Source organism: Microbacterium sp. dk485, assembly GCF_004570445.1.
GTDB lineage: Bacteria > Actinomycetota > Actinomycetes > Actinomycetales > Microbacteriaceae > Microbacterium > Microbacterium wangchenii.
In genome coordinates this window covers 1,999,367-2,021,335 of record NZ_SPQW01000001.1, presented here as the reverse complement: position 1 = coordinate 2,021,335, position 21,969 = coordinate 1,999,367, and the positions used below count along the sequence as shown (strand labels likewise).

At 71.2% G+C, this 21,969-nt stretch carries 24 protein-coding genes and 1 tRNA gene; 12 read left to right on the top strand and 13 right to left on the bottom strand.

Going from position 1 to position 21,969, the window contains the following annotated elements; all coding sequences use genetic code 11:
• The first annotated feature begins 43 nt into the window (after positions 1-43).
• Together E4V99_RS09530 and E4V99_RS09525 are read left to right on the top strand one after the other, a co-directional pair.
• Positions 44-793 (top strand): DeoR/GlpR family DNA-binding transcription regulator, encoded by a 750-nt coding sequence (locus tag E4V99_RS09530; protein ID WP_135068902.1) that lies wholly within the window; start codon positions 44-46, stop codon positions 791-793.
• Positions 790-2,136: a 6-phospho-beta-glucosidase gene (locus E4V99_RS09525; protein WP_135117068.1), complete on the top strand. Its 1,347-nt coding sequence runs from the start codon at positions 790-792 to the stop codon at positions 2,134-2,136. Before E4V99_RS09530 ends, E4V99_RS09525 begins: the two co-directional genes overlap by 4 nt.
• Before the next feature lie 25 nt (positions 2,137-2,161).
• Here the strand turns inward: E4V99_RS09525 and E4V99_RS09520 are convergent, their stop codons facing one another.
• The gene (locus tag E4V99_RS09520) at positions 2,162-2,527 is read right to left on the bottom strand and encodes a methylmalonyl-CoA epimerase (RefSeq protein ID WP_135068906.1); all 366 of its coding nucleotides are present in this window, start codon (positions 2,525-2,527) and stop codon (positions 2,162-2,164) included.
• A gap of 158 nt (positions 2,528-2,685) precedes the next feature.
• On the opposite strand from E4V99_RS09520, the gene E4V99_RS09515 reads away from it, so the two are divergent.
• Positions 2,686-2,758, top strand: a tRNA-Arg gene (locus E4V99_RS09515).
• Positions 2,759-2,846: 88 nt separating this feature from the next.
• Here E4V99_RS09515 and E4V99_RS09510 read toward each other — a convergent pair.
• From E4V99_RS09510 to E4V99_RS09495, 4 genes are all read right to left on the bottom strand, one after another.
• Complete coding sequence (locus E4V99_RS09510; RefSeq protein ID WP_135068908.1) at positions 2,847-3,413, bottom strand: asparagine synthase; 567 nt, start codon at positions 3,411-3,413, stop codon at positions 2,847-2,849.
• Positions 3,414-3,474: 61 nt separating this feature from the next.
• The gene (locus tag E4V99_RS09505) at positions 3,475-3,906 is read right to left on the bottom strand and encodes a MarR family transcriptional regulator (RefSeq protein ID WP_240742906.1); all 432 of its coding nucleotides are present in this window, start codon (positions 3,904-3,906) and stop codon (positions 3,475-3,477) included.
• Between the two features lie 72 nt (positions 3,907-3,978).
• Positions 3,979-4,878: an alpha/beta hydrolase fold domain-containing protein gene (locus E4V99_RS09500; RefSeq protein WP_135117067.1), complete on the bottom strand. Its 900-nt coding sequence runs from the start codon at positions 4,876-4,878 to the stop codon at positions 3,979-3,981.
• Positions 4,879-4,900: 22 nt separating this feature from the next.
• Positions 4,901-5,509 carry an NAD(P)-binding domain-containing protein gene (locus E4V99_RS09495; RefSeq protein WP_135117066.1) on the bottom strand — a complete coding sequence of 203 codons (609 nt, stop codon included), beginning with the start codon at positions 5,507-5,509 and terminating at the stop codon, positions 4,901-4,903.
• Between the two features lie 186 nt (positions 5,510-5,695).
• Here E4V99_RS09495 and E4V99_RS09490 point away from each other — a divergent pair, with 186 nt between their 5' ends.
• From E4V99_RS09490 to E4V99_RS09480, 3 genes are all read left to right on the top strand, one after another.
• Positions 5,696-5,938 carry a hypothetical protein gene (locus tag E4V99_RS09490; protein WP_135068916.1) on the top strand — a complete coding sequence of 81 codons (243 nt, stop codon included), beginning with the start codon at positions 5,696-5,698 and terminating at the stop codon, positions 5,936-5,938.
• A 123-nt stretch (positions 5,939-6,061) separates the two neighbouring features.
• Entirely contained in the window at positions 6,062-6,481 is a 420-nt protein-coding gene (locus E4V99_RS09485) for a DUF4383 domain-containing protein (RefSeq protein WP_135068918.1), read from the top strand.
• A 10-nt stretch (positions 6,482-6,491) separates the two neighbouring features.
• A complete protein-coding gene (locus tag E4V99_RS09480) occupies positions 6,492-7,064 on the top strand; it encodes a hypothetical protein (RefSeq protein ID WP_135117064.1) in 573 nt (190 codons plus the stop codon).
• Positions 7,065-7,070: 6 nt separating this feature from the next.
• On the opposite strand, the gene E4V99_RS09475 is transcribed toward E4V99_RS09480, so the two are convergent.
• Genes E4V99_RS09475 through E4V99_RS09460 form a run of 4 tightly spaced genes read right to left on the bottom strand, consistent with a single transcriptional unit; the run spans position 7,071 to position 12,253 of the window.
• Positions 7,071-8,024 (bottom strand): aldose 1-epimerase family protein, encoded by a 954-nt coding sequence (locus tag E4V99_RS09475; protein ID WP_135117063.1) that lies wholly within the window; start codon positions 8,022-8,024, stop codon positions 7,071-7,073.
• A gap of 1 nt (position 8,025) precedes the next feature.
• Complete coding sequence (gene araA / locus E4V99_RS09470; RefSeq protein ID WP_135117062.1) at positions 8,026-9,537, bottom strand: L-arabinose isomerase; 1,512 nt, start codon at positions 9,535-9,537, stop codon at positions 8,026-8,028.
• A gap of 27 nt (positions 9,538-9,564) precedes the next feature.
• Complete coding sequence (locus E4V99_RS09465) at positions 9,565-11,190, bottom strand: FGGY-family carbohydrate kinase (RefSeq protein ID WP_135117061.1); 1,626 nt, start codon at positions 11,188-11,190, stop codon at positions 9,565-9,567.
• Positions 11,177-12,253 (bottom strand): LacI family DNA-binding transcriptional regulator, encoded by a 1,077-nt coding sequence (locus E4V99_RS09460; RefSeq protein ID WP_135117060.1) that lies wholly within the window; start codon positions 12,251-12,253, stop codon positions 11,177-11,179. Before E4V99_RS09460 ends, E4V99_RS09465 begins: the two co-directional genes overlap by 14 nt.
• A gap of 120 nt (positions 12,254-12,373) precedes the next feature.
• On the opposite strand from E4V99_RS09460, the gene E4V99_RS09455 reads away from it, so the two are divergent.
• The 3 genes from E4V99_RS09455 to E4V99_RS09445 all read left to right on the top strand — a co-directional run bounded on the left by E4V99_RS09455 (position 12,374) and on the right by E4V99_RS09445 (position 15,389).
• Complete coding sequence (locus E4V99_RS09455) at positions 12,374-12,970, top strand: DUF1992 domain-containing protein (RefSeq protein WP_135117059.1); 597 nt, start codon at positions 12,374-12,376, stop codon at positions 12,968-12,970.
• Between the two features lie 104 nt (positions 12,971-13,074).
• The gene (locus tag E4V99_RS09450) at positions 13,075-13,818 is read left to right on the top strand and encodes an ABC transporter ATP-binding protein (protein ID WP_135071447.1); all 744 of its coding nucleotides are present in this window, start codon (positions 13,075-13,077) and stop codon (positions 13,816-13,818) included.
• Positions 13,800-15,389 (top strand): hypothetical protein, encoded by a 1,590-nt coding sequence (locus E4V99_RS09445; RefSeq protein WP_135117058.1) that lies wholly within the window; start codon positions 13,800-13,802, stop codon positions 15,387-15,389. Before E4V99_RS09450 ends, E4V99_RS09445 begins: the two co-directional genes overlap by 19 nt.
• A 21-nt stretch (positions 15,390-15,410) precedes the next feature.
• On the opposite strand, the gene E4V99_RS09440 is transcribed toward E4V99_RS09445, so the two are convergent.
• Positions 15,411-16,979 carry a CoA-acylating methylmalonate-semialdehyde dehydrogenase gene (locus E4V99_RS09440; RefSeq protein ID WP_135117057.1) on the bottom strand — a complete coding sequence of 523 codons (1,569 nt, stop codon included), beginning with the start codon at positions 16,977-16,979 and terminating at the stop codon, positions 15,411-15,413.
• A gap of 115 nt (positions 16,980-17,094) precedes the next feature.
• Complete coding sequence (locus E4V99_RS09435) at positions 17,095-17,886, bottom strand: IclR family transcriptional regulator (RefSeq protein ID WP_135117056.1); 792 nt, start codon at positions 17,884-17,886, stop codon at positions 17,095-17,097.
• Between the two features lie 117 nt (positions 17,887-18,003).
• Here E4V99_RS09435 and E4V99_RS09430 point away from each other — a divergent pair, with 117 nt between their 5' ends.
• The 3 genes from E4V99_RS09430 to E4V99_RS09420 are packed head-to-tail and all read left to right on the top strand — an operon-like array spanning position 18,004 to position 20,613.
• Positions 18,004-18,777: a CoA transferase subunit A gene (locus E4V99_RS09430; protein ID WP_135117055.1), complete on the top strand. Its 774-nt coding sequence runs from the start codon at positions 18,004-18,006 to the stop codon at positions 18,775-18,777.
• A gap of 1 nt (position 18,778) precedes the next feature.
• The gene (locus E4V99_RS09425; protein WP_209305604.1) at positions 18,779-19,432 is read left to right on the top strand and encodes a CoA transferase subunit B; all 654 of its coding nucleotides are present in this window, start codon (positions 18,779-18,781) and stop codon (positions 19,430-19,432) included.
• Entirely contained in the window at positions 19,429-20,613 is a 1,185-nt protein-coding gene (locus E4V99_RS09420; protein WP_135117054.1) for an acetyl-CoA C-acetyltransferase, read from the top strand. The genes E4V99_RS09425 and E4V99_RS09420 overlap by 4 nt, the downstream gene beginning before the upstream one ends.
• Before the next feature lie 6 nt (positions 20,614-20,619).
• Here E4V99_RS09420 and E4V99_RS09415 read toward each other — a convergent pair whose 3' ends face one another.
• Complete coding sequence (locus tag E4V99_RS09415; protein WP_135117053.1) at positions 20,620-21,294, bottom strand: GntR family transcriptional regulator; 675 nt, start codon at positions 21,292-21,294, stop codon at positions 20,620-20,622.
• 14 nt (positions 21,295-21,308) lie between these two features.
• Positions 21,309-21,851 (bottom strand): VOC family protein, encoded by a 543-nt coding sequence (locus E4V99_RS09410; protein WP_245233149.1) that lies wholly within the window; start codon positions 21,849-21,851, stop codon positions 21,309-21,311.
• Between the last annotated feature and the right edge of the window lie 118 nt (positions 21,852-21,969).

Sequence of the window (21,969 nt, the reverse complement as noted above, 5' to 3'; positions counted from 1 at the left end):
TATGCACAATAGATGCTCGAAGCTGACTGATATGCTCGCTCACATGCTCACTTCGACGCGGCAAGCTCGAATCCTCGATTCCCTTCGCTCAGACGGCGAGGTGCGCGTGGAAGACCTCGCCGACCAGCTGGGCGTATCGGCCTCGACGATCCGGCGCGATCTGAACGCGCTGAGCGCGGAGGGCCTCCTCAAGCGGGTGCGCGGCGGCGGCAACATCGAGCCGGACCGCATCCCGTTCTCCGACGTATCCCGTCAGCAGCAGCCGGAGAAGCTCCGCATCGCGCGGCGGGCGGCCGAGCTGGTCTCCGACGGCGACGTGATCCTGGTCGACATCGGAACCACCACCGCACTGTTCGCACGCGAGCTGCGCGGACGTCGCATCACGGTGATCACCTCGAGCCTCGCCGTGATCGACGAACTGCGCTCCGACGACGGAGTCGAGCTGATCGTCCTGGGCGGAGTCGTCCGCAACAACTACAACTCGATGGTCGGCACTTTGACCGAACAGGCCCTCGCGCAGATCCGCGCGACCACATGCTTCCTCGGGACGAGTGGCATCCGACCGGACGGCACCATCGCCGACACGACCGGCATGGAGGTCCCTATCAAACGGGCCATGATCGCTTCTTCCGTCCGCTCGGTCGTCTTGGCGGATGCCTCCAAGTTCCCCGGCGTCGGACTGCTGAACGTCTGCGGCCCGGAGCAGCTGTGGGGCGTCGTGACGAACGAGGGAGCGGACGAGGCGACCCTCGACGTCTTCCGCAGCAATGACATCGAGGTGATGACGGCGTGAAACTGACCATCGTCGGAGGCGGCGGCTTCCGTGTGCCTCAGGTGTTCGAAGCGGTGTCCTCGGAGGACGCACCCGTGCGCATCGACGAACTGGCGCTGTTCGATGTCTCACACTCGCGCCTCGCGATCATCCGATCCGTCATCGACCGGATGTCGGAGACCAGTGCGCACGTCCCCACGATCACCGTCACCGAAGACCTCGCCGAAGCCCTGCGCGGTGCCGACTTCGTTTTCGCGGCCGTGCGCATCGGCGGCACCGCCGGACGGGTGGTCGACGAGCGTACGGCGCTGGAGCTCGGCGTGCTCGGGCAGGAGACCGTCGGGCCCGGCGGCATCTCGTACGCCCTGCGCACCATCCCCTTCATGGTGAACCTCGCCCACGTCGTGCGCGAGGTGGCACCCGACGCGTGGGTGATCAACTTCACCAACCCCGCTGGCATGGTCACCGAGGCGATGCGCGCCGTCCTGGGCGATCGCGTCGTCGGCATCTGCGACACCCCCATCGGCCTGATGCGTCGCGCCGTCTCGGCGGTCGGCGCGACTCCCTCCTCAGGGCCGGGTGCGGGCGGGCTGCACTTCGATTACGTGGGGCTGAACCACCTCGGATGGTTGCGCAGCGTCCAGATCGACGGCGTCGACCAGCTGCCGCGGCTCCTCGCCGACGATCGTGCGCTCACAACGATCGAGGAGGCCCGGCTCATGGGGTTCGACTGGGTGCGCGCCCTGGGCGCCCTCCCCAACGAATACCTGTACTACTACTACTTCACTCGCGAGGCGACCGAGCGGATCCGCTCGGCGGAAACCACCCGCGGAGAGTTTCTGGACCGCCAGCAGGGCGGTTTCTTCTCCGCGCCCGGTCACGACCCCCTCGACGCGTGGCTGCGCACCCGGCGGGAGCGCGAGTCGAGCTACATGGCCGAGAGCCGGCAGGACGGCGAATCGCGTGAGACGAGCGACGTCGACGGCGGCGGCTACCAGACCGTGGCCCTCGAGCTGATGGCGGCGATCGCCTCAGACCGACCGGCGACGATGATCCTGAACGTCCGCAACGGCGACCTCATCCCCTCCCTCCCAGCGGATTCGGTGATCGAAGTGGGATGCGTCGTCGACGCGGACGGCGTGCACCCCTGGCCGATCGCCCCGGTCCGCGGTGAGATGCTCGGCCTCATGACTCAGGTCAAGTCCGCCGAGCAGCTGACGATCGAAGCGGCGCGCACCGGCTCCAGAGAACTCGCATGGCGAGCATTCGCCGCGCATCCGCTCGTGGACTCCGTCACCGTCGCCCGCAGACTCCTGGACGGCTACCAGCAGCGATTCACTGATCTCGGACGCCTCCTCACGTGAGGTGACGATGTGGACGGCCGCCGCCTCACACCCGCTGGAAGGCGACGAGCCCGACGAGGTTCCCCTCGGTGTCGCGCACGAAGGCATGCCATTCCTCATGCCGCGCCGGCCCGAGCACATCGCCGTCATGGGTGAAGATCACATGCGGACGCGTGACGACCTCCGCCACACCCTGCAGCCGCTCGATCGCCTCATGCACATTGTCGACATGCAGATACACCAGAGCCGAGGGCGCGTTGCGGTCGAGCACGAGGCGCACGCCGTCGAGATCGAAGAACACGAGCCCCGGATCGTCGAACCGCGCGACAGGCCCGGCCTCGAGCAGCACCGTATAGAAGTCCGCTGCCCGATCAAGATCCTCGGCACGCTGCGCCACCTGCACCAGTCGCATGTTCCTCCGTCGCCTTGCCGTGGTGCCCCCAGTCTCACCCGACCCGTCCGAGGCCGCAATCACGGACCTGCGGATATGGCGGCGGCACCGATTCGTCGGTGCGGCTCAGTGTGGGGTATTCTCTAGGAGGCCCACGCGCCGTTTCGCGCGGGGGCCGTGCGCCCGTAGCTCAATGGATAGAGCATCTGACTACGGATCAGAAGGTTAGGGGTTCGAGTCCCTTCGGGCGCGCACTGTGTTGAGACAGTAACGAAATCCCCCGCTCTCCTCGGAGAGCGGGGGATTTCTGCGTCCCGACCGCGGCCGCGACGACGCACGGTCAGGATTCAGCGGCCTCCGCGGATTGGCGTCTGCGCTGCGTGTGCGCCGCCAGGCGTGCGAGATCCACCATGCGCAACGCGTCCATCCGCGCCTTGCGCATGCGTTCGTAGTCGGGGTCCGCGTCGGGAGTCATCCCCTCGACCTTGAGGCGCCGTTGCAGGTTGGCCTCGACGTCACCCCACGCCGCCTCCCGAGCGGTGTCGACCAGCTGGTAGACCCGCTCGGGGTCATCGGCCCATGCGCGCAGCTCCTTGGCGACACCCTCGTACTGCTTCCGCCGGCGGCGCAGGTTGCGCATGTCGCGCTCCCGGTAGTCGTGGGTGCCACTGGAGGTGGAGAACTTGCCCCACGCGCCACGCCGCAGATCGCGCATGCGCTGAGCCGCCCGCTCCTGCTCCTCCGCCAGGGCGAGGATCGTGTCACGGGCGAACCCGGCGAGCCTGTCGCGATCGAAAGCGGCACCGGCGGAGATCGTTTCAACCAGGATGTGGTTCCGCACGGTCAATCGAGCAGCTGCCGAGGCGATCGACACGCCCTCCGCCACCGCTTCCGACGTTCGCCCCACCACAGACCTCCCTCGCACCGAGGCTAGCGGCTCGCGCCCACCCCACCGGCCGCACTTCGCGTCAGTTCGTCGCAACCTTCGCCAAGCCCTGGCTGATGGCGGCCAGTTCGGCGGAACTGACACGGTCCAGGAAGAGCCGTCTGACCAGCGCGATGTGGCCGGGAAGGGCCTGCGCGAGCAGCTCCGCGCCGGCCGGCTCCAGCCGGATGAGCACGGCGCGGGCGTCCTCCTCGCTCGCGCGACGGCTCACGAGCCCGCGGTTCTCCAGCTGCGTGGCCTGATAGGTCAGCCCGTTCTTCGACGCGACGACCACGTGGGCCAGGTCGCTCATCCGCAGCTCGCCGGCATCCTGCAGCTGCGCGAGCACGGTGAACTGCGCCTCCGTCAGTCCGTGTTCGCGCAGCTGCGTCGCCACCGCGCGCTGCAGGCGGTCCCCCGCGGCACGAAGCGCGAAGTACGCCGAGAGCTCGTCGCGACTGATCTGCTGGTCCACCAAGGGCGTGTCCTTCCCGCCCTCGTAGGGTACCGAACCGTAGGTGCGCCCCGCGGTGCACGGGGGATGCGGTCATCCCGGCTGCGTGTCCAGGGCGGCGCGGATGAAGTCCCCGGCATTGCCGAGGGCGACATCGGCTTCGTCGAGCATCGCGGCGAAACCCACGAAAACGTGCGGGACGCCCGGCGTGACTTCCAGTCGCACGCTCACGTCCTGCGCGGCGGCATGCGCCGCCAGCCGTGTGGCATCGTCGAGCAGCACTTCGTTGCCTCCGACCTGCACCAGAAGCGGCGGCAGCCCCGCCAGATCCCCGAACAGCGGGCTGATCAGCGGATCGCGCAGATCCGCCTCACCGGCGTAATCCCGCGCCCGGCGCATCAGCCCTTCGGCCGTCACCGATGGATCCGCCGCCGCCTTGGCTGCCGCACTCCGCCCGGAGAGGGTCAGATCGACCCACGGCGATGCGGCGTAGATCGCCGCGGGCCCCGGCATCCCCGCCGCGCGGATCGCCATCGCCGCCGCCACCGCCAGTCCGCCGCCGGCCGACTCCCCCGCCAGGACGATGTCGTGGCCGGGCACGCCGCTGTCCAGCAACCCGCGGTAGGCCGCCACGGCATCTTCCACCGCCGCCGGGTGGGGCGACTCGGGAGCCAGCGCGTACTCCACGGAGACGACCCGGGTCCGCGAGCGGCGTGCCAGCTCGGAGGCCAGACCCGCGGAGAGCTCCGCCGCCCCGATCGTGTAGGCGCCGCCATGGAAGTACAGGATCGTCCCGCGTGGGCGGACCCCCTCGATGCCGACGGTGACCACCGGGACGCCGAGTCGCCCGCTCCCGGTGACGACATCGCCGGCGAGGGGGATCGATTCCATCATGTGTGCGAAGAGCTGGCGCTGCTCGGCCACGTCGCCGCCGAGGTCGAGGGGTAGGGAACGGAGCATCTCGTCCAGCGCGATCCGCTGCTGCTCGGTCATGTGAGCGATCCTCTCCGCACCGTCAGCGGATGACGGCGACGTTGAAGCGCTCGCTTCGCAGCCCCATCATCATCGCGGCGAACAGCATGAAGTAATGCTCGACCGCTCGCGCGGTCGCGATCCCGCCGAGGTCGATCTGCTGCTCGTCGGCCCACCCGAGGGTCCGCAGGATGTCGGCGACGATGGCCTTGGCCTGGGCATCGTCACCGGAGAGGAACACCGTGGTGGGGACGGGCAGGCTCGACGGATCGACCGCCAGGGTCCCGGCGAGGGTGTTCAGGGTCTTCACGACGCGCGCATCCGGAAGCGCCTGCTGCAGCCGCTCGCCGAGGCTCCCGTCGGGGTAGAGGAGTTCGAGGTGCTGATCGACCGCGTTGCCGATGTCGATCAGCACGCGATCCCCGATGTCGCCTGCCAGGGCGGTGAGGGTCTCCAGCGAGTGGGCGGCCGCCACGGCGCTCAGCAGGATCTCGCCCCGCGCGATGGCGTCGCGATGACCGAGGACAGGCGCGGGCAGATCGGTGACCGCCCCCGGGTCGCGGGAGCCGAAGACGACGGAATGTCCGGAGCGAAGCAGTCCTGCTCCGAGGGTCCGGGCCATGTGGCCGGTGCCCAGGATGGTGATGTTCATGATCTCCTCGATCGGTGGGGTAGTAGTTCCAAGTGGAACGACCTGCGACGTTACACATAGTTCCAGTTGGAATCAACCAGAATCGCGATACCGCGATGAGCCGCGTGGCGCAACCCCGTCGAGGGATCCGTTCCCCGGGACCTACCGTCGAGACACCTCTTCCGGAAGGAGGAAGACATGGGATTCATGGACGACGCGAAGCGTGCGGCAGAAGAAGCCGCGCGCAAGGCCAAGGATGCGTGGGAGGACATCACCGACAAGAACGACGATCATCCCGACACGCACGGCACGGCTGCCGGGCGCACGAAGGAAACGCCGGCGACCGGCGACAACAGTCAGCCCGCCGCCGACACCCGCAGAGCGGATGCCGAAAGCGGGAACGCTCAGCACCAGAACGAAATGGGCGAGCAGCTGCGCCGCGACCCCTGACCCGCGCGCGCGGCCGCGCCCGCGACTGCGCGCACGAACGGAGGGCCTCGGCGATCATCCCGAGGCCTTCCCCCTGCGCCCCAGCCAGGGGCGTCCCACCGCACCACACACACGGAGGTATCCATGGGCTCATCACCCAACCGTCTCGTCGCCGTCATCTTCGGAGCCGTCTACGCCCTCGTCGGCCTGCTCGGGTTCACCGTGACCGGCGCCGTCGAATTCGCCGGACCCGACGGCGAGCTCCTCCTGGGGATCTTCCAGGTGAACCCGCTGCACAACATCGTGCACCTGCTGATCGGCCTGGCCCTCCTGGTCGGCGGCATCGCCGGCGTCCGCGCCGCCAAGACGGTCAACATCATCGTCGGTGCGGCGTACCTGCTGCTGGGCATCGTCGGGTTCTTCCTCGACGGACCCGCCAACTTCCTGGCGCTCAACGTCGCCGACCACTTCCTCCACCTGGCCACGGCGATCATCCTCCTGGGTGTCGGCCTGGCCGCCGACCGGGAAGTCCGCAACAGCACCACCCGCACGCGCGCCGCGTAAGGGACTCTGCATGCCGGTGCTCACCGCGACCCGCGCCGCCCCCGCACGTGATCCGCGTGCGGGGGCGGCGCCGGTCGCGTTCACCGGATCATGGCCGGCCGTGGGAGCGTGGGGAGCCGGCCTGGTCGTGGCGGGCCTGGGCGCAGGGGCCATCGCCGGTCCGAACGGCTCGGGGCCGTCGCGCGCGGTGGGTTTTGTCGTCTTCTCCCTGGGCCTTGCCTGGCTCGCCTGGGGAACCGCGGCCCTCTCGCGTGGGCGCATCCCGGCCCCGCGCGCCGTGGCCGGCGGCGCGGTCGCCGGGATGCTGCTGCTGACAGCGCTGCTGGTGCTCTCGCCGGCGCACACGAGCGTCTTCGCCGTCGGGACGGCGATGGGCCTCCTCCTGGCGGTCGCCCTGTGCACCGCGGGTGCACTCCGGCGGCCCCACGACGAGCGCCCCGCCCGAGCCATGAGCGTGTGGGGACTCGTGCTCGCCGCAGCCGTGCTCTCGGTCGTCGTGACGCCCGCCCTGACCGCATCGCGGGACGCGGTACTGCTGCGAGAGGACGGCACGGTGCCCGTCGTCACGCACGACGGGCACTGACGACGCTCAGCCGACGGGGTGGATCGTCCAGCCCGCGGCGACCGGCTCGCCACCCGGCTCCAGCAGCAGCAGGCCGGTGTCGAAGTCGTAGCTGCCGGCATTGAAGGCGTCGGGGGCGCACGTCATGGGCTCGACCGCCAGCCCGGTGCGATGCGCCGGCGACGCCTCGCCCTCCGGCTGGTCCGCGGTGTGCACCTGCACCCACGGGCAGTCGAGGGACCATGTGATCGCCGCTCCCCGCCCGGTGCTGTCGGTCACCGCGACGGTCGTCGTCCCGTCGGCGGTGCGGTCCAGGCCGGTGAAGGCGTGGTCGATCTCGACGCTGCCGATGCGGCGCGCTTCGCGGAAGTCGAAGCGCTCGGGGTCGGTCGTCACATCGGCCAGGCGCGTGGGGACGAGCCGGTCCGGTGTCACCTCGAGCACCCGTGACGCCGGCAGGTGCAGCATCCAGTCGTCGACACGACCCTCCCCCGCGACCAGGTAGGGGTGCGGGCCGGTTCCCCACGGCGCTGCGGAGTCACCCTCGGTGTGGGCCCGGACGGTCTGGGTGAGGCCGTCCGCGGCGAGCACGAAGCTCGTCTCCACATGCACGCGCCACGGATAGCCGGTCTGCGGCTCGACGGTCGCGGCGAGGGTGACATGACTCGGGCCTTTGTCGGTCACGGCATACTCGGTCCACGCGAGCAGACCGTGGAGCGCGTGCGACCGGCTGCGCTCGGTCAGCGGCAGGAGCTGATCGGCATCGGCGAACCGGTAACGCCCGTCCACGACGCGGTTGGGCCACGGAGCCAGGGTCGCGCCGCGGTAGCCGGGACGCACCTCATCCGCCTCGAAGCCGAGCACGAGGGGCCGACCCTCGTGCGTGTACGTGCGCAGGGAGGCTCCCACCCCCGCGATGATCGCTTGTGCATCACCGGCGCGCAGGCAGTGCTGGGTGCCCGAGAGTGGGGTGCGTGCCATGTCAGAACCCCTGCGCGAGCCGGTAGTACGCCTGGTTCCAGCGCAGCTCGTGCTGGAACCCGCGGACGGTGGTGTCGGCATCGATCACGACGAGCTCGGTCGCGGCGATCTCGGCGAAGTCGCGGAACACCTCGATGCCCACCGCCGTGGTCATGACGGTGTGGTGGGCCGCTCCTGCGGCGAGCCAGCACGCGGCCGATGTGGCGAAGTCCGGCTGCGGCTTCCACACGGCACGCCCCACCGGCAGCTTCGGCAGATCGGGCGCCTCGATGTTCTCGACGACGTTCGCGGTGAGGCGGAAGCGGTCGCGCATGTCGCTCATCGCCACGACGAGTGCCGGACCCGGATCCGCGGTGAAGACCAGACGCACCGGATCGTCCTTGCCGCCGATGCCGAGCGGGTGGATCTCCAGGCGGGGCTTCGCGGTGGTCAGCGAGGGCGACACCTCGAGCATGTGTGCACCGAGGATCTTCTCGTCGCCCGGAACGAGGTCGTACGTGTAGTCCTCCATGAGGCTCGCGCCGCCGGGGAGACCCGCGCCCATGACGTTGGCGACACGGACGAGGATCGCCGTCTTCCAATCGCCTTCGGCGCCGAAGCCGTACCCTTCCGCCATCAGTCGCTGCACGGCGAGCCCCGGCAGCTGCCGGAGGGCACCGAGGTCTTCGAAGCTCGTCGTGAACGCCCCGAACCCGCCCTCCTCGAGGAAGGCCCGCAGCCCGAGCTCGATGGCGGCGGCGTCGCGCAGCGACGAGTGCCGCTCGCCGCCGGCGCGCAGCTCCGGCGCGACGTCGTAGAGCTCTTCGTACTCGGCCACGAGCGCGTCGATCTCCGCCTCGGATGCCGCGGCGACGGCATCGGCGAGATCGTTGACGCCCCACGTGTTCACCTGCACGCCGAAACGCAGCTCGGCCTCGGTCTTGTCACCCTCGGTCACGGCGACGTAGCGCATGTTGTCGCCGAAGCGCGCGAGCTTGAGCGAGCGCGCGGCCGCCCATCCGGCCGCCGCGCGCTGCCAGTCCTCGATCTGCTGCCGGACAGCGGGGTTCGAGACGTGTCCGACCACCGTCTTGCGCGCCACGCCGAGCCGCGTCTGGATGTAGCCGAACTCGCGGTCGCCGTGCGCGGCCTGGTTCAGGTTCATGAAGTCGAAGTCGATCTCCGACCACGGCAGCTCGACGTTCGCCTGGGTGTGCAGGTGCAGGAGGGGCTTCTGCAGCGCGTCCAGCCCGCCGATCCACATCTTCGCCGGGCTGAACGTGTGCATCCAGGCGATCAGGCCGATCACCTCGTCGCGCGCGTTAACGTCGAGTGCGAGGCGACGGATGCTGTCGGCATCCGTGAGCACCGGCTTCCACACGACCTTCACGGGAAGACCGTCGAGGCCGCCGACGACGGCCTGGGACTGCTCGGCGACCTGGCGGAGGGTCTCCGCGCCGTACAGGCCCTGACTGCCGGTGACGAACCAGATCTCGTACGCATCGAGCGAGGTGGACAGCGGGGTGCGGGTCATGAGGCGTCCTTCGGAACAGGGGTCGGATCAGAGAGCGGCTGCGGCGGCGGCCTCGGCCGCGATGCCCGCGCGGTAGCGCTGGAGATAGTCGGCGTACCCGGCGACGTCGCCGGCGTCGGGGGCAGCCGTCGCGAACGCCGCGTCGGCGAACACGCGCTCGCGGAGATACCCGTCGAGGTCGATCCGGCCCGCTTCGGAGAGGTACGACGCCAGGACCGCGATCCCCCAGGCGCCACCCTCGGAGGCCGTCTCCGCGACGGTGACGGGGGCACCCAGCGCGCCGGCGAGGAAGCGCTGGGCGACTCCAGCGGTGCGGAAGATGCCACCATGCGCATACATCTCATCCAGCGCGGCACCCTCCTCGGCGAGGATGCGCATCCCGATGCTCAGCGTGGCGAACACGCCGTACACCTGGGCCCGCATGAGGTTCGCGAGGGTGAGCCTGCTCCCGGGTGTGCGGACGACGAGCGGACGCCCCTCCGCGAGCCCCACGATGGGCTCCCCGGCGAGGTGGTTGTACGCGAGCACACCGCCCGCATCCGGCTCCCCGGAGAGGGCCTCGGTGAGGAGCGTGGCGAACACCGCGTCGGAATCGGCAGGCGAGCCCGAGGCGGCCGCGAACCGGCCGAAGACCTCGGCCCACGCCGCCAGTTCGCTCGCGCCGTTGTTGCAGTGGACCATCGCGACGAGGTCGCCCGCGGGCGTCGTGACGAGATCGATCTCCTCGTGCACGCGCGGCAGCGGGCGCTCCAGGACGACCATCGCGAAGATGCTGGTGCCCGCACTGACGTTGCCGGTGCGCGGCGCGACGGAGTTGGTCGCGACCATCCCCGTCCCGGCGTCGCCCTCCGGCGGGCACATCGGGATGCCGGGGCGCAGCCGGCCCGTCGGGTCGAGCCACGCGGCACCCTCGGGCGTGAGCTCCCCCGCGGGCTGCCCCGCCACCCGCACCTCGGGCAGGAGCTCGGCGAGAGGACGACTCAGCGGCGACCGGGCGATGAGCTCGTCGTAACGGGCCACCAGAGCCGCGTCGTAGTCGCGCGTCACCGGGTCGATCGGGAACATCCCGGAGGCATCGCCGACCCCGAGCACGCGGCGTCCGGTCAGGCGCTCATGGACGTAGCCGGCGAGGGTCGTGATCGCATGGACGCGGGGCACGTGCGCCTCGCGGTCCCGCACCGCCTGGTGGAGGTGGGCGATCGACCAGCGCAGCGGGATGTTGACCCCGAACAGCTCCGTGAGCTCGGCGGCGGCCGCGCCGGTGGAGGTGTTCCGCCATGTGCGGAACGGCACGAGCAGCTCGCCGTCGGCGTCGAAGGCGAGGTAGCCGTGCATCATCCCCGAGACGCCGATCGCCCCGAAGGTCGCCGGCTGCACGCCGTATCGGCGCTCCACGTCTGCCACGAGGTCGGCGTACGCCGCGCGAAGCCCCGACTCCACCGCATCCAGGGAGTACGTCCACGTGCGGTCGACGTATTCGTTCTCCCACGCGGCACTGCCGACGGCGATCACGTCGGCCGGGTCCTCCCCCACGAGGCAGGCCTTGATGCGGGTCGAACCGAGTTCGATGCCGAGCGACGTGCGCCCGTTCTCGAGCTGGTCCCGGATGCGGTCGTCGGCGGCGCTCACGGGGATGTCCTCACAGTGCTTCATCGGCTGGGGCGGGGGGTTCTCGCGGAATGTTACCGGTCTCATCGCCGGTTCGCGAACGAGGCGGCGGGGCGGTCGAGGCGCGCCGCACGAGGCGCGGCGGTGCCGGAGGCGCCGGCGGATCGCCGACCACGTCGGCGACGACCCGGTGCGCCTCCCCGTCGAGGTCGAGGCGCACGGTGGTCAGCGCGGGTCGGTAGAACGCGGCATCCGGATTGTCGTCGAAACCCGTGACGCTGACGCGTCCCGGCACGTCCACCCCTCGCGCGTGCAGCCCGGCCATCAGTCCCAGCGCCATCTGGTCGTTCGCCGCGACCACGGCCGTCGGCCCGTCCGCCGTCGCCACCGCCGCGGCCACGGCGGTCGCGACGGCGAAGCCGGCCGCAGCGCTCCAGTCGCCGGTCCACGATGCGGCCGCCGCCAGCCCCTCCGCACCCAGCGCGCAAGCGACGCCGCGGGAGCGCGCAGCCGCCTCGGTCCAGTCCTCCGGCCCGGCCAGTTCCGCGATGCGGCGGTGACCCAGGCCGACGAGGTGACGTACGGCGAGCGCCGCGCCCTCCTCCTGCCGGCGCGCCCCGGATCCCTCGTGCAGGACGACGACCGGAACCCCCGGACGGGCCTGCGCGACCGCGTCGCGGGTGAGGGCGTGGGCGGCGACCAGGACGATGCCGTCCACGCCCTGGGAGAGCAGGTGGTGCACCGCGGCGACGACCGATGCGGCATCTGCGGCATCGGCGTACGCGGTGGCGACCCATCGTCCCCGGGCGCGCGCGGCGGCCTCGATCGCGGCGATCCCGGCCGACGGCCCGTAGAGGGCCGGGGCCGATGCCACGACGCCCAGCGTGCGGGTCGTGGCCGTGCCCAGCGCACGGGCGGCGTTGTTCATGCGGTAGCCGAGCGCGGAGACGGCCTCGCGCACGCGGGCTCGCGTGTCGTCGCGGATGTTCGCGTGGCCGTTCAGCACGCGCGACACCGTCTGCGGTGACACCCCGGCAGCTCGGGCGACATCGCGGACCCCGACGCGGGCTCCGCGCTCCGGCGGGGACGTGGGAGTCTCCTCGCCCATCGCATCCCTCCGCCCGGGCCCGCCAGGAGCCGCGCGGCCACCCTAGCGCGATGGTGGATCTCCGGCGCCGGGGGCCGCAGGCGGTCGTAGGCTCGAAGGAAGACCCCTGCGGAGGTGCTGATGAGCGAGGACCCGAGGCAGGCGGCCGCGCGATATCGCCTCGAGCGGGAAGCGCGCGCGGGACGCCTGTCGCCCGAGGATGCGGCAGCCCTGGCGGAGGAGCGCGCCCGGGACGCGCCCGAGCGCGGATCGACGGCGGCCGAACGGGCGGCGTTCGTGGAGACCTCGATCCAGCAGGCCATCCGCCGCGGCGACTTCGACGGCCTGCCGGGCGCGGGCAAGCCTCTCCCCGACCTCGGCGAGAGCCACGACCCGGACTGGTGGATCCGGCGGAAGATCGCCGCCGAACAGCTCACCGGGCTCGGCCCGCCCGCGTTGACCCTGCGCGTCGAGCACGCCGAGATGCACCGGCGCCTGGATGAGCTGAACCGCCGCGACGACGTCCGCGAGGCGGTCGAGGACTTCAATCGCCGCGTGATCGAGGCGCGCCGGCAGCTGCTGGGCGGGCCCCCGGTGATCACCCCGACCCTCGACGTGACGGCGGAGGTGGCGGCGTGGGAGGAGCGACGCACCGTGCGCGAGGCGGCCGCCGCATCCGCCCCGCCGCCCGAGCCCCGCCGGCGACGGCGTCTCCTGCGCCCCCGCCGCCGCTCGTGAGGCACTCGTAGGGCAGGCGCGCGGGCCGATAGGTTCGAGGGGTGACAGAGAACCCCGGTGCTCTCCCCGTGTCCGCGCCCCCGCGCACCGACTCGCTGCCGGCGATGGCCCTGACCGGCCTCGTCAAGCGCTTCGGCGACAAGACGGCCGTCAACGCGCTCGACCTCACGGTGCCGGCGGGGTCGTTCTTCGGCCTGGTCGGGCCCAACGGCGCGGGTAAGACCACGACCCTGTCCATGGCCACGGGCCTGCTCCGTCCGGATGCGGGGAACGCCGTCATCCACGGCGTGGACATGTGGGCCGACCCGGTGCGGGCGAAGGCGATGATCGGCAACCTCGCCGACGGCGTGCGCCTGTTCGACCGGCTCACCGGCGAGCAGCTGGTCGTCTACACCGGCATGATGTTCGGGCTCGCCCGCGAGGAGGTCACGGCGCGCACGGCGGACCTGCTGCGCATCATGGACCTCACCGAGGCCGCCGGCACCCCCGTCGTGGACTACTCCGCGGGCATGACCAAGAAGGTCGCCCTGGCGTGCGCACTCGTCCACGCGCCGCGCCTGCTCGTGCTCGACGAGCCCTTCGAATCGGTCGACCCGGTTTCGGCCGCCAACATCGAGGACATCCTCCGCGGCTACACCGCCGGCGGCGGCACCGTCATCGTCTCGAGCCACTCGATGGACCTCGTGCAGCGCATGTGCGACCACGTCGCCATCATCGCGCAGGGCCGCCTGCTTGCCGCGGGCACCATCGACGAGGTCCGCGGCACCCAGACGCTGCAGGACCGGTTCGTCGAACTGGTCGGCGGCCGGCACCGTTCGGAGGGGCCGCAGTGGTTGCGACAGTCCTGAAGATCCGGTTCCGGGTCCTCGGCAACACCCTCGCACGCAGCCCCTGGCAGCTCGTCGGCTTCCTCCTCGGCGCGCTCTCCGGGGTGTGGATGCTGGGGCTCGCGACCCTCGGGCTGTTCCTCATCGGCGGCTTCGGCCTGGACCCCGCCCGCTACGCGGTCACCGCCGCAGGGGCCGTGCTGACCCTCGGCTGGGTCATCGGCCCCGTCTTCGCCGCCGGCGTGGACACGACGCTGGATCCCGCCAAGCTCGCACCCTTCCCGATGTCCACGACGAAGATGATGGTGGCGATCACGGCCGGCGGCGCCACCGGGATACCGGGGATCACGACCGCCCTCGGTGCTCTGGCGACGTTCGCGGTGTGGTGGCGATGGCCGATCGCCGCCGCCGCGGCGGTGATCGCGATACCGCTGGGCTTCGCCCTGTGCATCCTCGCGTCGCGCGCCGTCGCATCCTTCGCGCAGGGGCTCGGCGGCCGACGGCGCGTGCGCGAGCTCATCGGCCTGCTCGCCTTCGCCCTCATCATCTTCGCCAGCCCCCTCATCCTCGGCCTGATCGCGGTACTCGAATCGGCCGGTGCCGACGGCGAGCAGCTCGTCGCGCTCGTGGAGGGCCTGTCGTGGACGCCGGTCGCCGCCGCGTGGGCCGTGCCGGGCGACCTCGCCGCCGGACACCTCCTGACCGGGGCCCTCAAGCTCGTGATCGCGGCGGCCTCCGTCGCCGCGGTGTGGCTGCTGTGGCACCGGAGCCTGTCCGCCTCCCTCGTCGCCCCGCCCACCCAGTCGTCGGGCCGACGCGCCCGCGCGGGCGCGCTGGGCTGGTTCGGCATCCTGCCCACCGGGGGGACCGGCGCCTCCTGGGCGCGCTCACTCACGTACTGGCTGAAAGACCTGCGCTACCTGCAGCAGCTGCTCATCGTCCCGCTGTGGCCCGTGCTGACCCTGATCTGGAGCCGCGGCGACGTCGACGGGCCCCTTTTCGCCCTCTCCGCCCTGCTGGTGGCGTTCTTCCTGGGCGTGCTGCCCTACTCCGACGTGTCCTACGACAACACGGCCTTCGCGACAGTGCTGCAGACGGGCATCCGCGGCCGGGCCGACCGTGCCGGACGGATGCTGGCGGCAGCATCCGTCGGCGTGCCGGTCGTCCTCGCGGTGATCGTCATCACCGCCGCGATATCGGGACGCTGGGATCTGACCCCGGCCGCCGTGGGCGGGGCCCTCGGAATGCTCCTGGCCGGCTACGGCGTGTGCGCGGTCAGCTCGGCTCTCGTCGTGGTCCCCGTGGCCGCGCCGGGGGCCAATCCCTTCCAGCGCGTCCCCGGGCAGACCTTCCTGATGTTCCTCGCCTACATCGCCTGCTGGGTCGTGGCCCTGGTGATCGCCTCCCCCGCGCTGGGGCTGGCGATCGCCGCCGGGATCACCGGCTCGTCGGTGCTCGGGTGGATCGCGCTGCCGGTGGGGATCGTGGTGGGCGCGGCCGCCCTGACCGGCGGCATCCTGCTCGGCGGGCGCATCTTCGACCGCACCGCACCGGGCCTGCTGGTGCGGGTGCGCGCGTTCGCCGCATCCTGACGGGGCCCGCGGGCGGCGCCCTCAGGTGTGCTGGGGGAAGCCCAGGTCGATACCGCCGTGGTCGCTCTGACCACGCGTGGCGGGGTCGAGCCACCGGGCGGTGATCGCCTTCTCCCGCGTGAAGAAGTCGAACCCGTGCACCCCGTACGCCTTGGCGTCGCCGAACATCGAGGCCTTCCAGCCGCCGAACGAGTGGTAGGCCACGGGCACCGGGATCGGCACGTTGACTCCGATCATCCCGACCTGCACCTCCCGCTGGAACCGGCGGGCCGCTCCCCCGTCGTTGGTGAAGACGGCGGTGCCGTTGCCGAAGTCGCCGGAGTTGATGAGGTCCACGCCCTCCTGGAACGAAGCCACGCGCACGACCGAGAGCACGGGCCCGAAGATCTCCTCGGTGTACGCGCGGGAGGTCGTGGGGACGTGGTCCAGGAGCGTGGGCCCGAAGAAGAACCCGTCTTCGTGACCGTCGACGGTGAATCCACGACCGTCCACGACCACCGACGCGCCGTCGGCCTCGGCGATGTCGACGTACGACGACACCTTGTCGCGGTGCACGTCGGTGATGAGCGGCCCCAGGTCGGGCTCGCCGTCGGCACCGCCGGCACCGTTCCCCACGCGCAGCCGGGCGACCCGGTCGCGCACCTTCGCCACGAGTTCGTCGGCGACCGGCTCGACGGCCAGGACCACGCTGATCGCCATGCACCGCTCGCCCGCCGCACCGTAGCCGGCGTTCACCGCCGAATCGGCGACGAGGTCGAGATCGGCGTCGGGGAGGACGAGCATGTGGTTCTTCGCGCCGCCCAACGCCTGCACGCGCTTGCCGTGGCGCGCCGCGGTCTCGTAGATGTACTGCGCGATCGGGGTGGAGCCGACGAACGAGATCGACTGTACGACCGGCGAGGTCAGCAGACCGTCCACGGCCACCTTGTCGCCCTGCAGCACCGTGAACACGCCGTCGGGCAGGCCCGCTTCCTGCCACAGCCTGGCCAGCCAGAGAGCGGCCGACGGATCCTTCTCGCTGGGCTTGAGCACGACGGCGTTGCCCGCGGCGATCGCGACGGCGAAGAACCACAGCGGCACCATGGCCGGGAAGTTGAACGGGCTGATGATGCCCACCACCCCCAGCGGCTGCTTGAGGGTGTACACGTCGATCCCGGAGGAGGCGTTGTCGGAATAGGCACCCTTCACCAGGCTCGGGAAGCCGGTGGCGAGGTCGACGACCTCCAGACCGCGGGCGATCTCGCCCATCGCATCCGAGAGCACCTTGCCGTGCTCGGCCGTGATGATGTGCGCCAGCTCGCCCTTGCGGGCATTCAGCAGCTCACGGAACGCGAACATCACCGCCTGCCGCTTCGCGATCGAATACCCGCTCCACACCGCGAAGCCGCGCTCTGCCGACGCGAGCGCGGCGGCGATGTCCTGTTCGTCGGCCAGGGCCACCTCGGCCTGCACGGCGCCGGTCGCGGGGTTGTAGACGGGCGCGGTGCGCGTGCCGCTCGAGGGATGCTCGGCGCCGTCGATCCAGTGCGGGATGCGCGGCACCTCGGGGGAGGCAGAAGCGGTGACGGTGGCGGATGCGACGGTGCTCATGGCGGTGTCCTCTCTGACAGCGGGGTGCGCGCCTCGCGGCGGCGGGCTGGTGGCCCTTCGCTCGGAACGGTAGTCCACATCCCCGCCGAACGGGAGGCCGTGAAGCCGTCCACGCTCACCGCTGCGCGACGCGGGTGGTGAGCTGGTGGGCGTGGGCGAGGAGCGTTCGGCCGAGCTCTGCGATCCGGTCGGGACCGAATCGGAACTGCACCCCAGTGAGACTGAGCGCCCACTGCGGGTCACCCTCGCGCGTGAACACCGCCGCGCCCATCCCCCAGCTGCCCTCCACGATCAATCCTGGGTTCACGGCGAAACCACGCTCCTGCGTCTCGCGCAGGCGCGCGCGCAGGCGCTTCTGGCCGTGCGCCGCGCCCCACGTCGCTGCCAGGTCGGGGTGACGCTCGAAATAGGCGTCCACATCGTGGGGTGCCTGGAAGGCGAGGATGGCCAGGCCCGCGGATGCCACGCCCAGCGGGAAGCGCACACCCTCGGAGAGCACGAAGGAGCGGATGGGGAAGCTGCCCTCCTCCCGCAGGAGGCACACCGTCTCGTCGCCGCGGCGCACGGAGAGGAACGCGCTCTCCTCGGTGCGCACCGCGAGGGAACGCACGATGTCGCGGGCGGTCGCGGTGATGTCGTAGCGCGACGCCGCCACCGTTCCCATCAGGTACAACTCCGGGCCGGGCAGCCACCGCCCTGTCGTCTCGTCGCGGTCGACGAGACCCTCGCGCCGGAGGGCCGTGAGCAGCCGGTGCACGGTCGGGCGGGTCAGATCGGCGTCGGCGGCGAGCGCGCCGATGGGCGCACCCGTCGTTCCCGCCGCCGTCACCAGGCGCAGCAGATGCGCGGCCCGGGCGATCGCCTGCGCGCCGGGGACCGCCCCGCGTTCGGCTGCGCTGTCCACCATACGGACACTACGGCGCTCCGCATCCACATCGCAACGCACGCCGCCCCGCAGCCGCCCTGCGGCGCCCAGGATGGAACCACCCGCGCGTTTCCCGCGCGCCGCACGAAGGAGTGACGCGTGATCGACAAGACCTGGGCCTCGGCCGCGGAGGCCGTCGCCGACATCCCCGACGGGGCATCGCTCGCCGTCGGCGGTTTCGGCCTCTCGGGCAACCCCATCGCCCTCATCGAGGCGCTCCTGGCGCAGGGCACGACGGATCTCTCGGTCGTCTCGAACAACTGCGGGGTGGACGACTGGGGCCTCGGGGTGCTGCTGAACGCCCGCCGCATCCGCAAGATGACGTCGTCGTACGTGGGGGAGAACAAGGAGTTCGAGCGCCAGTTCCTCTCCGGTGAGCTCGAGCTCGAGCTCACGCCGCAGGGCACGCTCGCCGAGAAGCTGCGGGCGGGGGGTTCGGGCATCGCGGCCTTCTACACGCAGGCCGGCGTCGGCACGCAGGTCGCCGAGGGAGGTCTCCCCCGCCGCTACGACGGCTCGGGAGGTGTGGCCCTCGCCTCCCCCGCGAAGGACGTCCGCGTCTTCGAGGTCGACGGAGAGGACCGCGACTTCGTCCTGGAGGAGGCGATCCGCACCGACTTCGCCCTCGTGCACGCGCTGCGCGGAGACCGCCACGGCAACCTGGTCTTCAACAAGGCCGCCCGCAACTTCAACCCGCTCGCCGCCATGGCCGGGCGCGTGTGCATCGCACAGGTGGAAGAGCTCGTCGAACCCGGCGGACTCGATCCCGACAGCATCCATCTGCCCGGGGTCTACGTGCATCGCATCATCGAGGTCGGCACCGGCATCGAAAAGCGCATCGAGAAGCGCACCGTCCGCGCGGAAGGAAACTGACATGGCACTGAACCGACAGGAGATGGCCGCGCGCGCGGCACGAGAGCTTCCCGACGGCGCGTACGTGAACCTCGGCATCGGACTGCCCACGCTTGTGCCCAATCACGTGCCCGACGGCGTCGCGCTCGTGCTGCAGTCCGAGAACGGCATCCTCGGCGTCGGGCCGTACCCGAGCGAGGATGCCGTCGATCCCGACCTCATCAACGCCGGCAAGGAGACGGTCACGACCCTCCCGGGAGCGGCGTACTTCGATTCGTCGCTGAGCTTCGGGATGATCCGCGGCGGCAAGATCGACGCCGCGATCCTCGGGGCGATGCAGGTGTCGCGAACCGGTGACATCGCGAACTGGATGATCCCGGGGAAGATGGTCAAGGGCCCCGGTGGCGCGATGGACCTCGTCCACGGCGCCGGCCGCGTCATCATCCTCATGGAGCACGTCGCTCGCGACGGCAGCCCCAAGATCGTCGACACCTGCTCCCTGCCGCTGACCGGGAAGGGAGTGGTCGACCGGATCATCACCGACCTCGCCGTGATCGATGTCACCGAGGAGGGTCTCGTGCTCATGGAGACCGCTCCCGGCGTCACGGTGGAGGATGTACGGGCGGCCACCGAACCGCCCCTTCTCGTCCGCATCCCCCAGGAGACGCACTCATGATCCTCGACGACATCGTCCTCGTCGCCGCCGCCCGCACACCGCAGGGCCGGCTCAAGGGCCAGCTCGCGTCGGTCCCGGCCCCGCAGCTGGGCGGCATCGCGATCCGCGGTGCGCTCGAGCGCGGCGGCATCCCGCCCGAGGCCGTCGACGCCGTTCTCGTCGGTCAGGTGCTGCCGGCCGGGGTCGGCCAGAACCCCGCCCGCCAGGCGGCCGTGGCGGCAGGCCTCGGATGGGACGTGCACGCCGCATCCGTCAACAAGGTCTGCCTGTCGGGCCTGACCGCCATCATCGACGCCGCGCGGATGCTCCGCACCGGCGACGCGCGTGTCGTGGTCGCCGCCGGCATGGAATCGATGACGCGCGCGCCGCACCTGCTGATGGGCTCGCGCGAGGGCTGGACGTACGGCGCGGTCGAGGCCCTGGACCACATGGCCTTCGACGGACTGACCGATGCGTACGACCGCGAGAGCATGGGCGCGTCCACGGAGCGCGCCAACGAGCGCTTCGAGGTCTCCCGCGAGGCGCAGGACGCCGTCGCCGCCCGATCGCACCAGCGCGCCGCCGCCGCCCAGGAGACCGGCATCTTCGACGCCGAGATCGTGCCGGTGGAGATCCCGCAGCGCAAGGGCACTCCCGTCCTGGTCACGCGCGACGAGGGCGTGCGACCCGAGACCACCGTCGAAACCCTCGCGCGCCTGCGCCCGGCCTTCGCGCAGGGCGGCACGATCACGGCGGGCAACTCGTCGCAGATCTCCGACGGCGCCTCCGCCGTGGTGGTGACGACACGGTCGCACGCCGACGAGAACGGATGGGATGTGCTCGCCGTCGTCGGCGCGAGCGGCCAGGTCGCCGGCCCCGACAACTCGCTGCACGAGCAGCCGGCCCGCGCACTCGCACAGGCGTGCGAGAAGGCCGGGATCTCCCCCGCCGACCTCGACGTCGTGGAGATCAACGAGGCGTTCGGCGCTGTCGTCGCCCGCTCGCAGGCGGAGCTCGGCCTCTCCGACGACGTGGTCAACATCCACGGCGGCGGGATCGCGCTCGGCCACCCCATCGGCGCATCCGGCAACCGTCTGGTCGTCCACGCCGTGCACGAGCTGATCCGTCGCGGCAGCGGCACCGCCGCGGTGTCGCTGTGCGGTGGTGGCGGTCAGGGCGACGCCCTCATCCTCACCCGCTGACCTCGGCTACACGCCGGGGAGGTCGAAGACCTCCGGATGCCGCGACAGCTCGAGCCGGCTGCGACGGATGTGCTGCGCGAGGAGGGTCTCGGCGTCGTCGGCGTCGCGGCGGCGGAGCGCGCCCACGAGGAGCTGGTGGTCGTGGTGGACGCTGCGATCGCCTTCGCTCCAGAACAGCCGGGTCGCCGCCCGCCGGTAGTGCTGCGTCCGGTTCCACAGGCTCTTCACCAGATCCGTGAGCACGGTCGTGTCGGCGTGGTCGACGCCGGAGAGGTGGAACTCCCGGTCCATCAGGAGGAAGTCCTCGACGTCGGCGGAGCGCTCCATCCGGTCGGCGAGCACCTGGAGGCGCGCGATCTCGTCATCCGTGAGCAGCGGCACGTTCATCCGCAGCAGGAGCGGCTCGAGCCGCTCGCGCACGAGGTACAGCTCCTGGCACTCGCCGGAGCTGAGCGTCGACACCCACGCGCCGGTGTTGGCGACGAGGGTCACGAGCCCCTCGGCCTCCAGCATCCGCAGCGCCTCGCGCACGGGGAGTCTGCTCGCCCCGTGCCGCTCGGCGAGTTCGTCCTGACGGATCCGCTCCCCCGGCGCGTACGCGCCGTCGAGGATCGCCTCGCGCAGCGTCGCGGCGATCCGGGCGCCGGTGGCGCCGTGCACGCCCGCACGCGCAGAAGCCATGGCCGATCCTCTCCTCACGCCGCCGGGTCGGTCGGCTTCCACAGCAGGCGCGACGCGCCGGCCTCGTACGCCTTGCCGTCGGGGTAGCTGACGAGCTCGAACTGCAGCCCCCAGGGGCTGCGGAAGTAGATCCACCGCTGCCCGAGGGCCGCCTGCCGGCTGGCGACCGGCTCGCCCATCACTTCGACGCCGGATGCGCGGAGGTACTCCACCGCAGCATCCATGTCGTCCACGTACAGAGCCAGATGGTACCCGCCGATGTCGCTGTTGCGCGGCTGCGGGCTCTGCCCGTCGGCCGCGTCGTAGGCGAACGTTTCGATGTTCAGCCCGGTGCCCAGCCGGTAGAACCGGATCTCCCGGATGACGGTGCGCGGATGGACACCGAGCTGCCGCTGCATCCAATCGTCGTCGGCGCGCTTCTCGCCGAGGGAGTAGACGGGCTCGGCCCCCAGGACCTCGACGAGGAAAGAATGCGCCTCGTCGAGGTCGGGCACCGTGATCCCGATGTGATCCGCTCCCCGCAGTCCGGGGATCCCTCCACCAGTTCCCATGCTCATACGCGACCTCCTCGTCGACCGATGCCTCATCGTATCCACTGCGAGCCACTTTCGGCAGCTAATCCGCCCCAGCCGGCGGAACGGGCCTTGCATTGGATCAAATGTGACCTTACGCTCG

Bases quoted from the DNA above. Each gene is read 5' to 3' on its own strand.
- E4V99_RS09475 (WP_135117063.1), bottom strand. From the start codon at position 8,024: ATGGCACGCACCCCACTCTCGGGCACCCAGCACTGCCTGCGCGCCGGT.
- E4V99_RS09425 (WP_209305604.1), top strand. From the start codon at position 18,779: ATGGCACTGAACCGACAGGAGATGGCCGCGCGCGCGGCACGAGAGCTT.
- E4V99_RS09410 (WP_245233149.1), bottom strand. From the start codon at position 21,851: ATGAGCATGGGAACTGGTGGAGGGATCCCCGGACTGCGGGGAGCGGAT.
- E4V99_RS09435 (WP_135117056.1), bottom strand. From the start codon at position 17,886: ATGGTGGACAGCGCAGCCGAACGCGGGGCGGTCCCCGGCGCGCAGGCG.
- E4V99_RS09450 (WP_135071447.1), top strand. From the start codon at position 13,075: ATGGCCCTGACCGGCCTCGTCAAGCGCTTCGGCGACAAGACGGCCGTC.
- E4V99_RS09455 (WP_135117059.1), top strand. From the start codon at position 12,374: ATGAGCGAGGACCCGAGGCAGGCGGCCGCGCGATATCGCCTCGAGCGG.
- E4V99_RS09440 (WP_135117057.1), bottom strand. From the start codon at position 16,979: ATGAGCACCGTCGCATCCGCCACCGTCACCGCTTCTGCCTCCCCCGAG.
- E4V99_RS09500 (WP_135117067.1), bottom strand. From the start codon at position 4,878: ATGACCGAGCAGCAGCGGATCGCGCTGGACGAGATGCTCCGTTCCCTA.
- E4V99_RS09485 (WP_135068918.1), top strand. From the start codon at position 6,062: ATGGGCTCATCACCCAACCGTCTCGTCGCCGTCATCTTCGGAGCCGTC.
- E4V99_RS09520 (WP_135068906.1), bottom strand. From the start codon at position 2,527: ATGCGACTGGTGCAGGTGGCGCAGCGTGCCGAGGATCTTGATCGGGCA.
- araA (WP_135117062.1), bottom strand. From the start codon at position 9,537: ATGACCCGCACCCCGCTGTCCACCTCGCTCGATGCGTACGAGATCTGG.
- E4V99_RS09495 (WP_135117066.1), bottom strand. From the start codon at position 5,509: ATGAACATCACCATCCTGGGCACCGGCCACATGGCCCGGACCCTCGGA.
- E4V99_RS09480 (WP_135117064.1), top strand. From the start codon at position 6,492: ATGCCGGTGCTCACCGCGACCCGCGCCGCCCCCGCACGTGATCCGCGT.
- E4V99_RS09415 (WP_135117053.1), bottom strand. From the start codon at position 21,294: ATGGCTTCTGCGCGTGCGGGCGTGCACGGCGCCACCGGCGCCCGGATC.
- E4V99_RS09490 (WP_135068916.1), top strand. From the start codon at position 5,696: ATGGACGACGCGAAGCGTGCGGCAGAAGAAGCCGCGCGCAAGGCCAAG.
- E4V99_RS09460 (WP_135117060.1), bottom strand. From the start codon at position 12,253: ATGGGCGAGGAGACTCCCACGTCCCCGCCGGAGCGCGGAGCCCGCGTC.
- E4V99_RS09465 (WP_135117061.1), bottom strand. From the start codon at position 11,190: ATGAAGCACTGTGAGGACATCCCCGTGAGCGCCGCCGACGACCGCATC.
- E4V99_RS09420 (WP_135117054.1), top strand. From the start codon at position 19,429: ATGATCCTCGACGACATCGTCCTCGTCGCCGCCGCCCGCACACCGCAG.
- E4V99_RS09530 (WP_135068902.1), top strand. From the start codon at position 44: ATGCTCACTTCGACGCGGCAAGCTCGAATCCTCGATTCCCTTCGCTCA.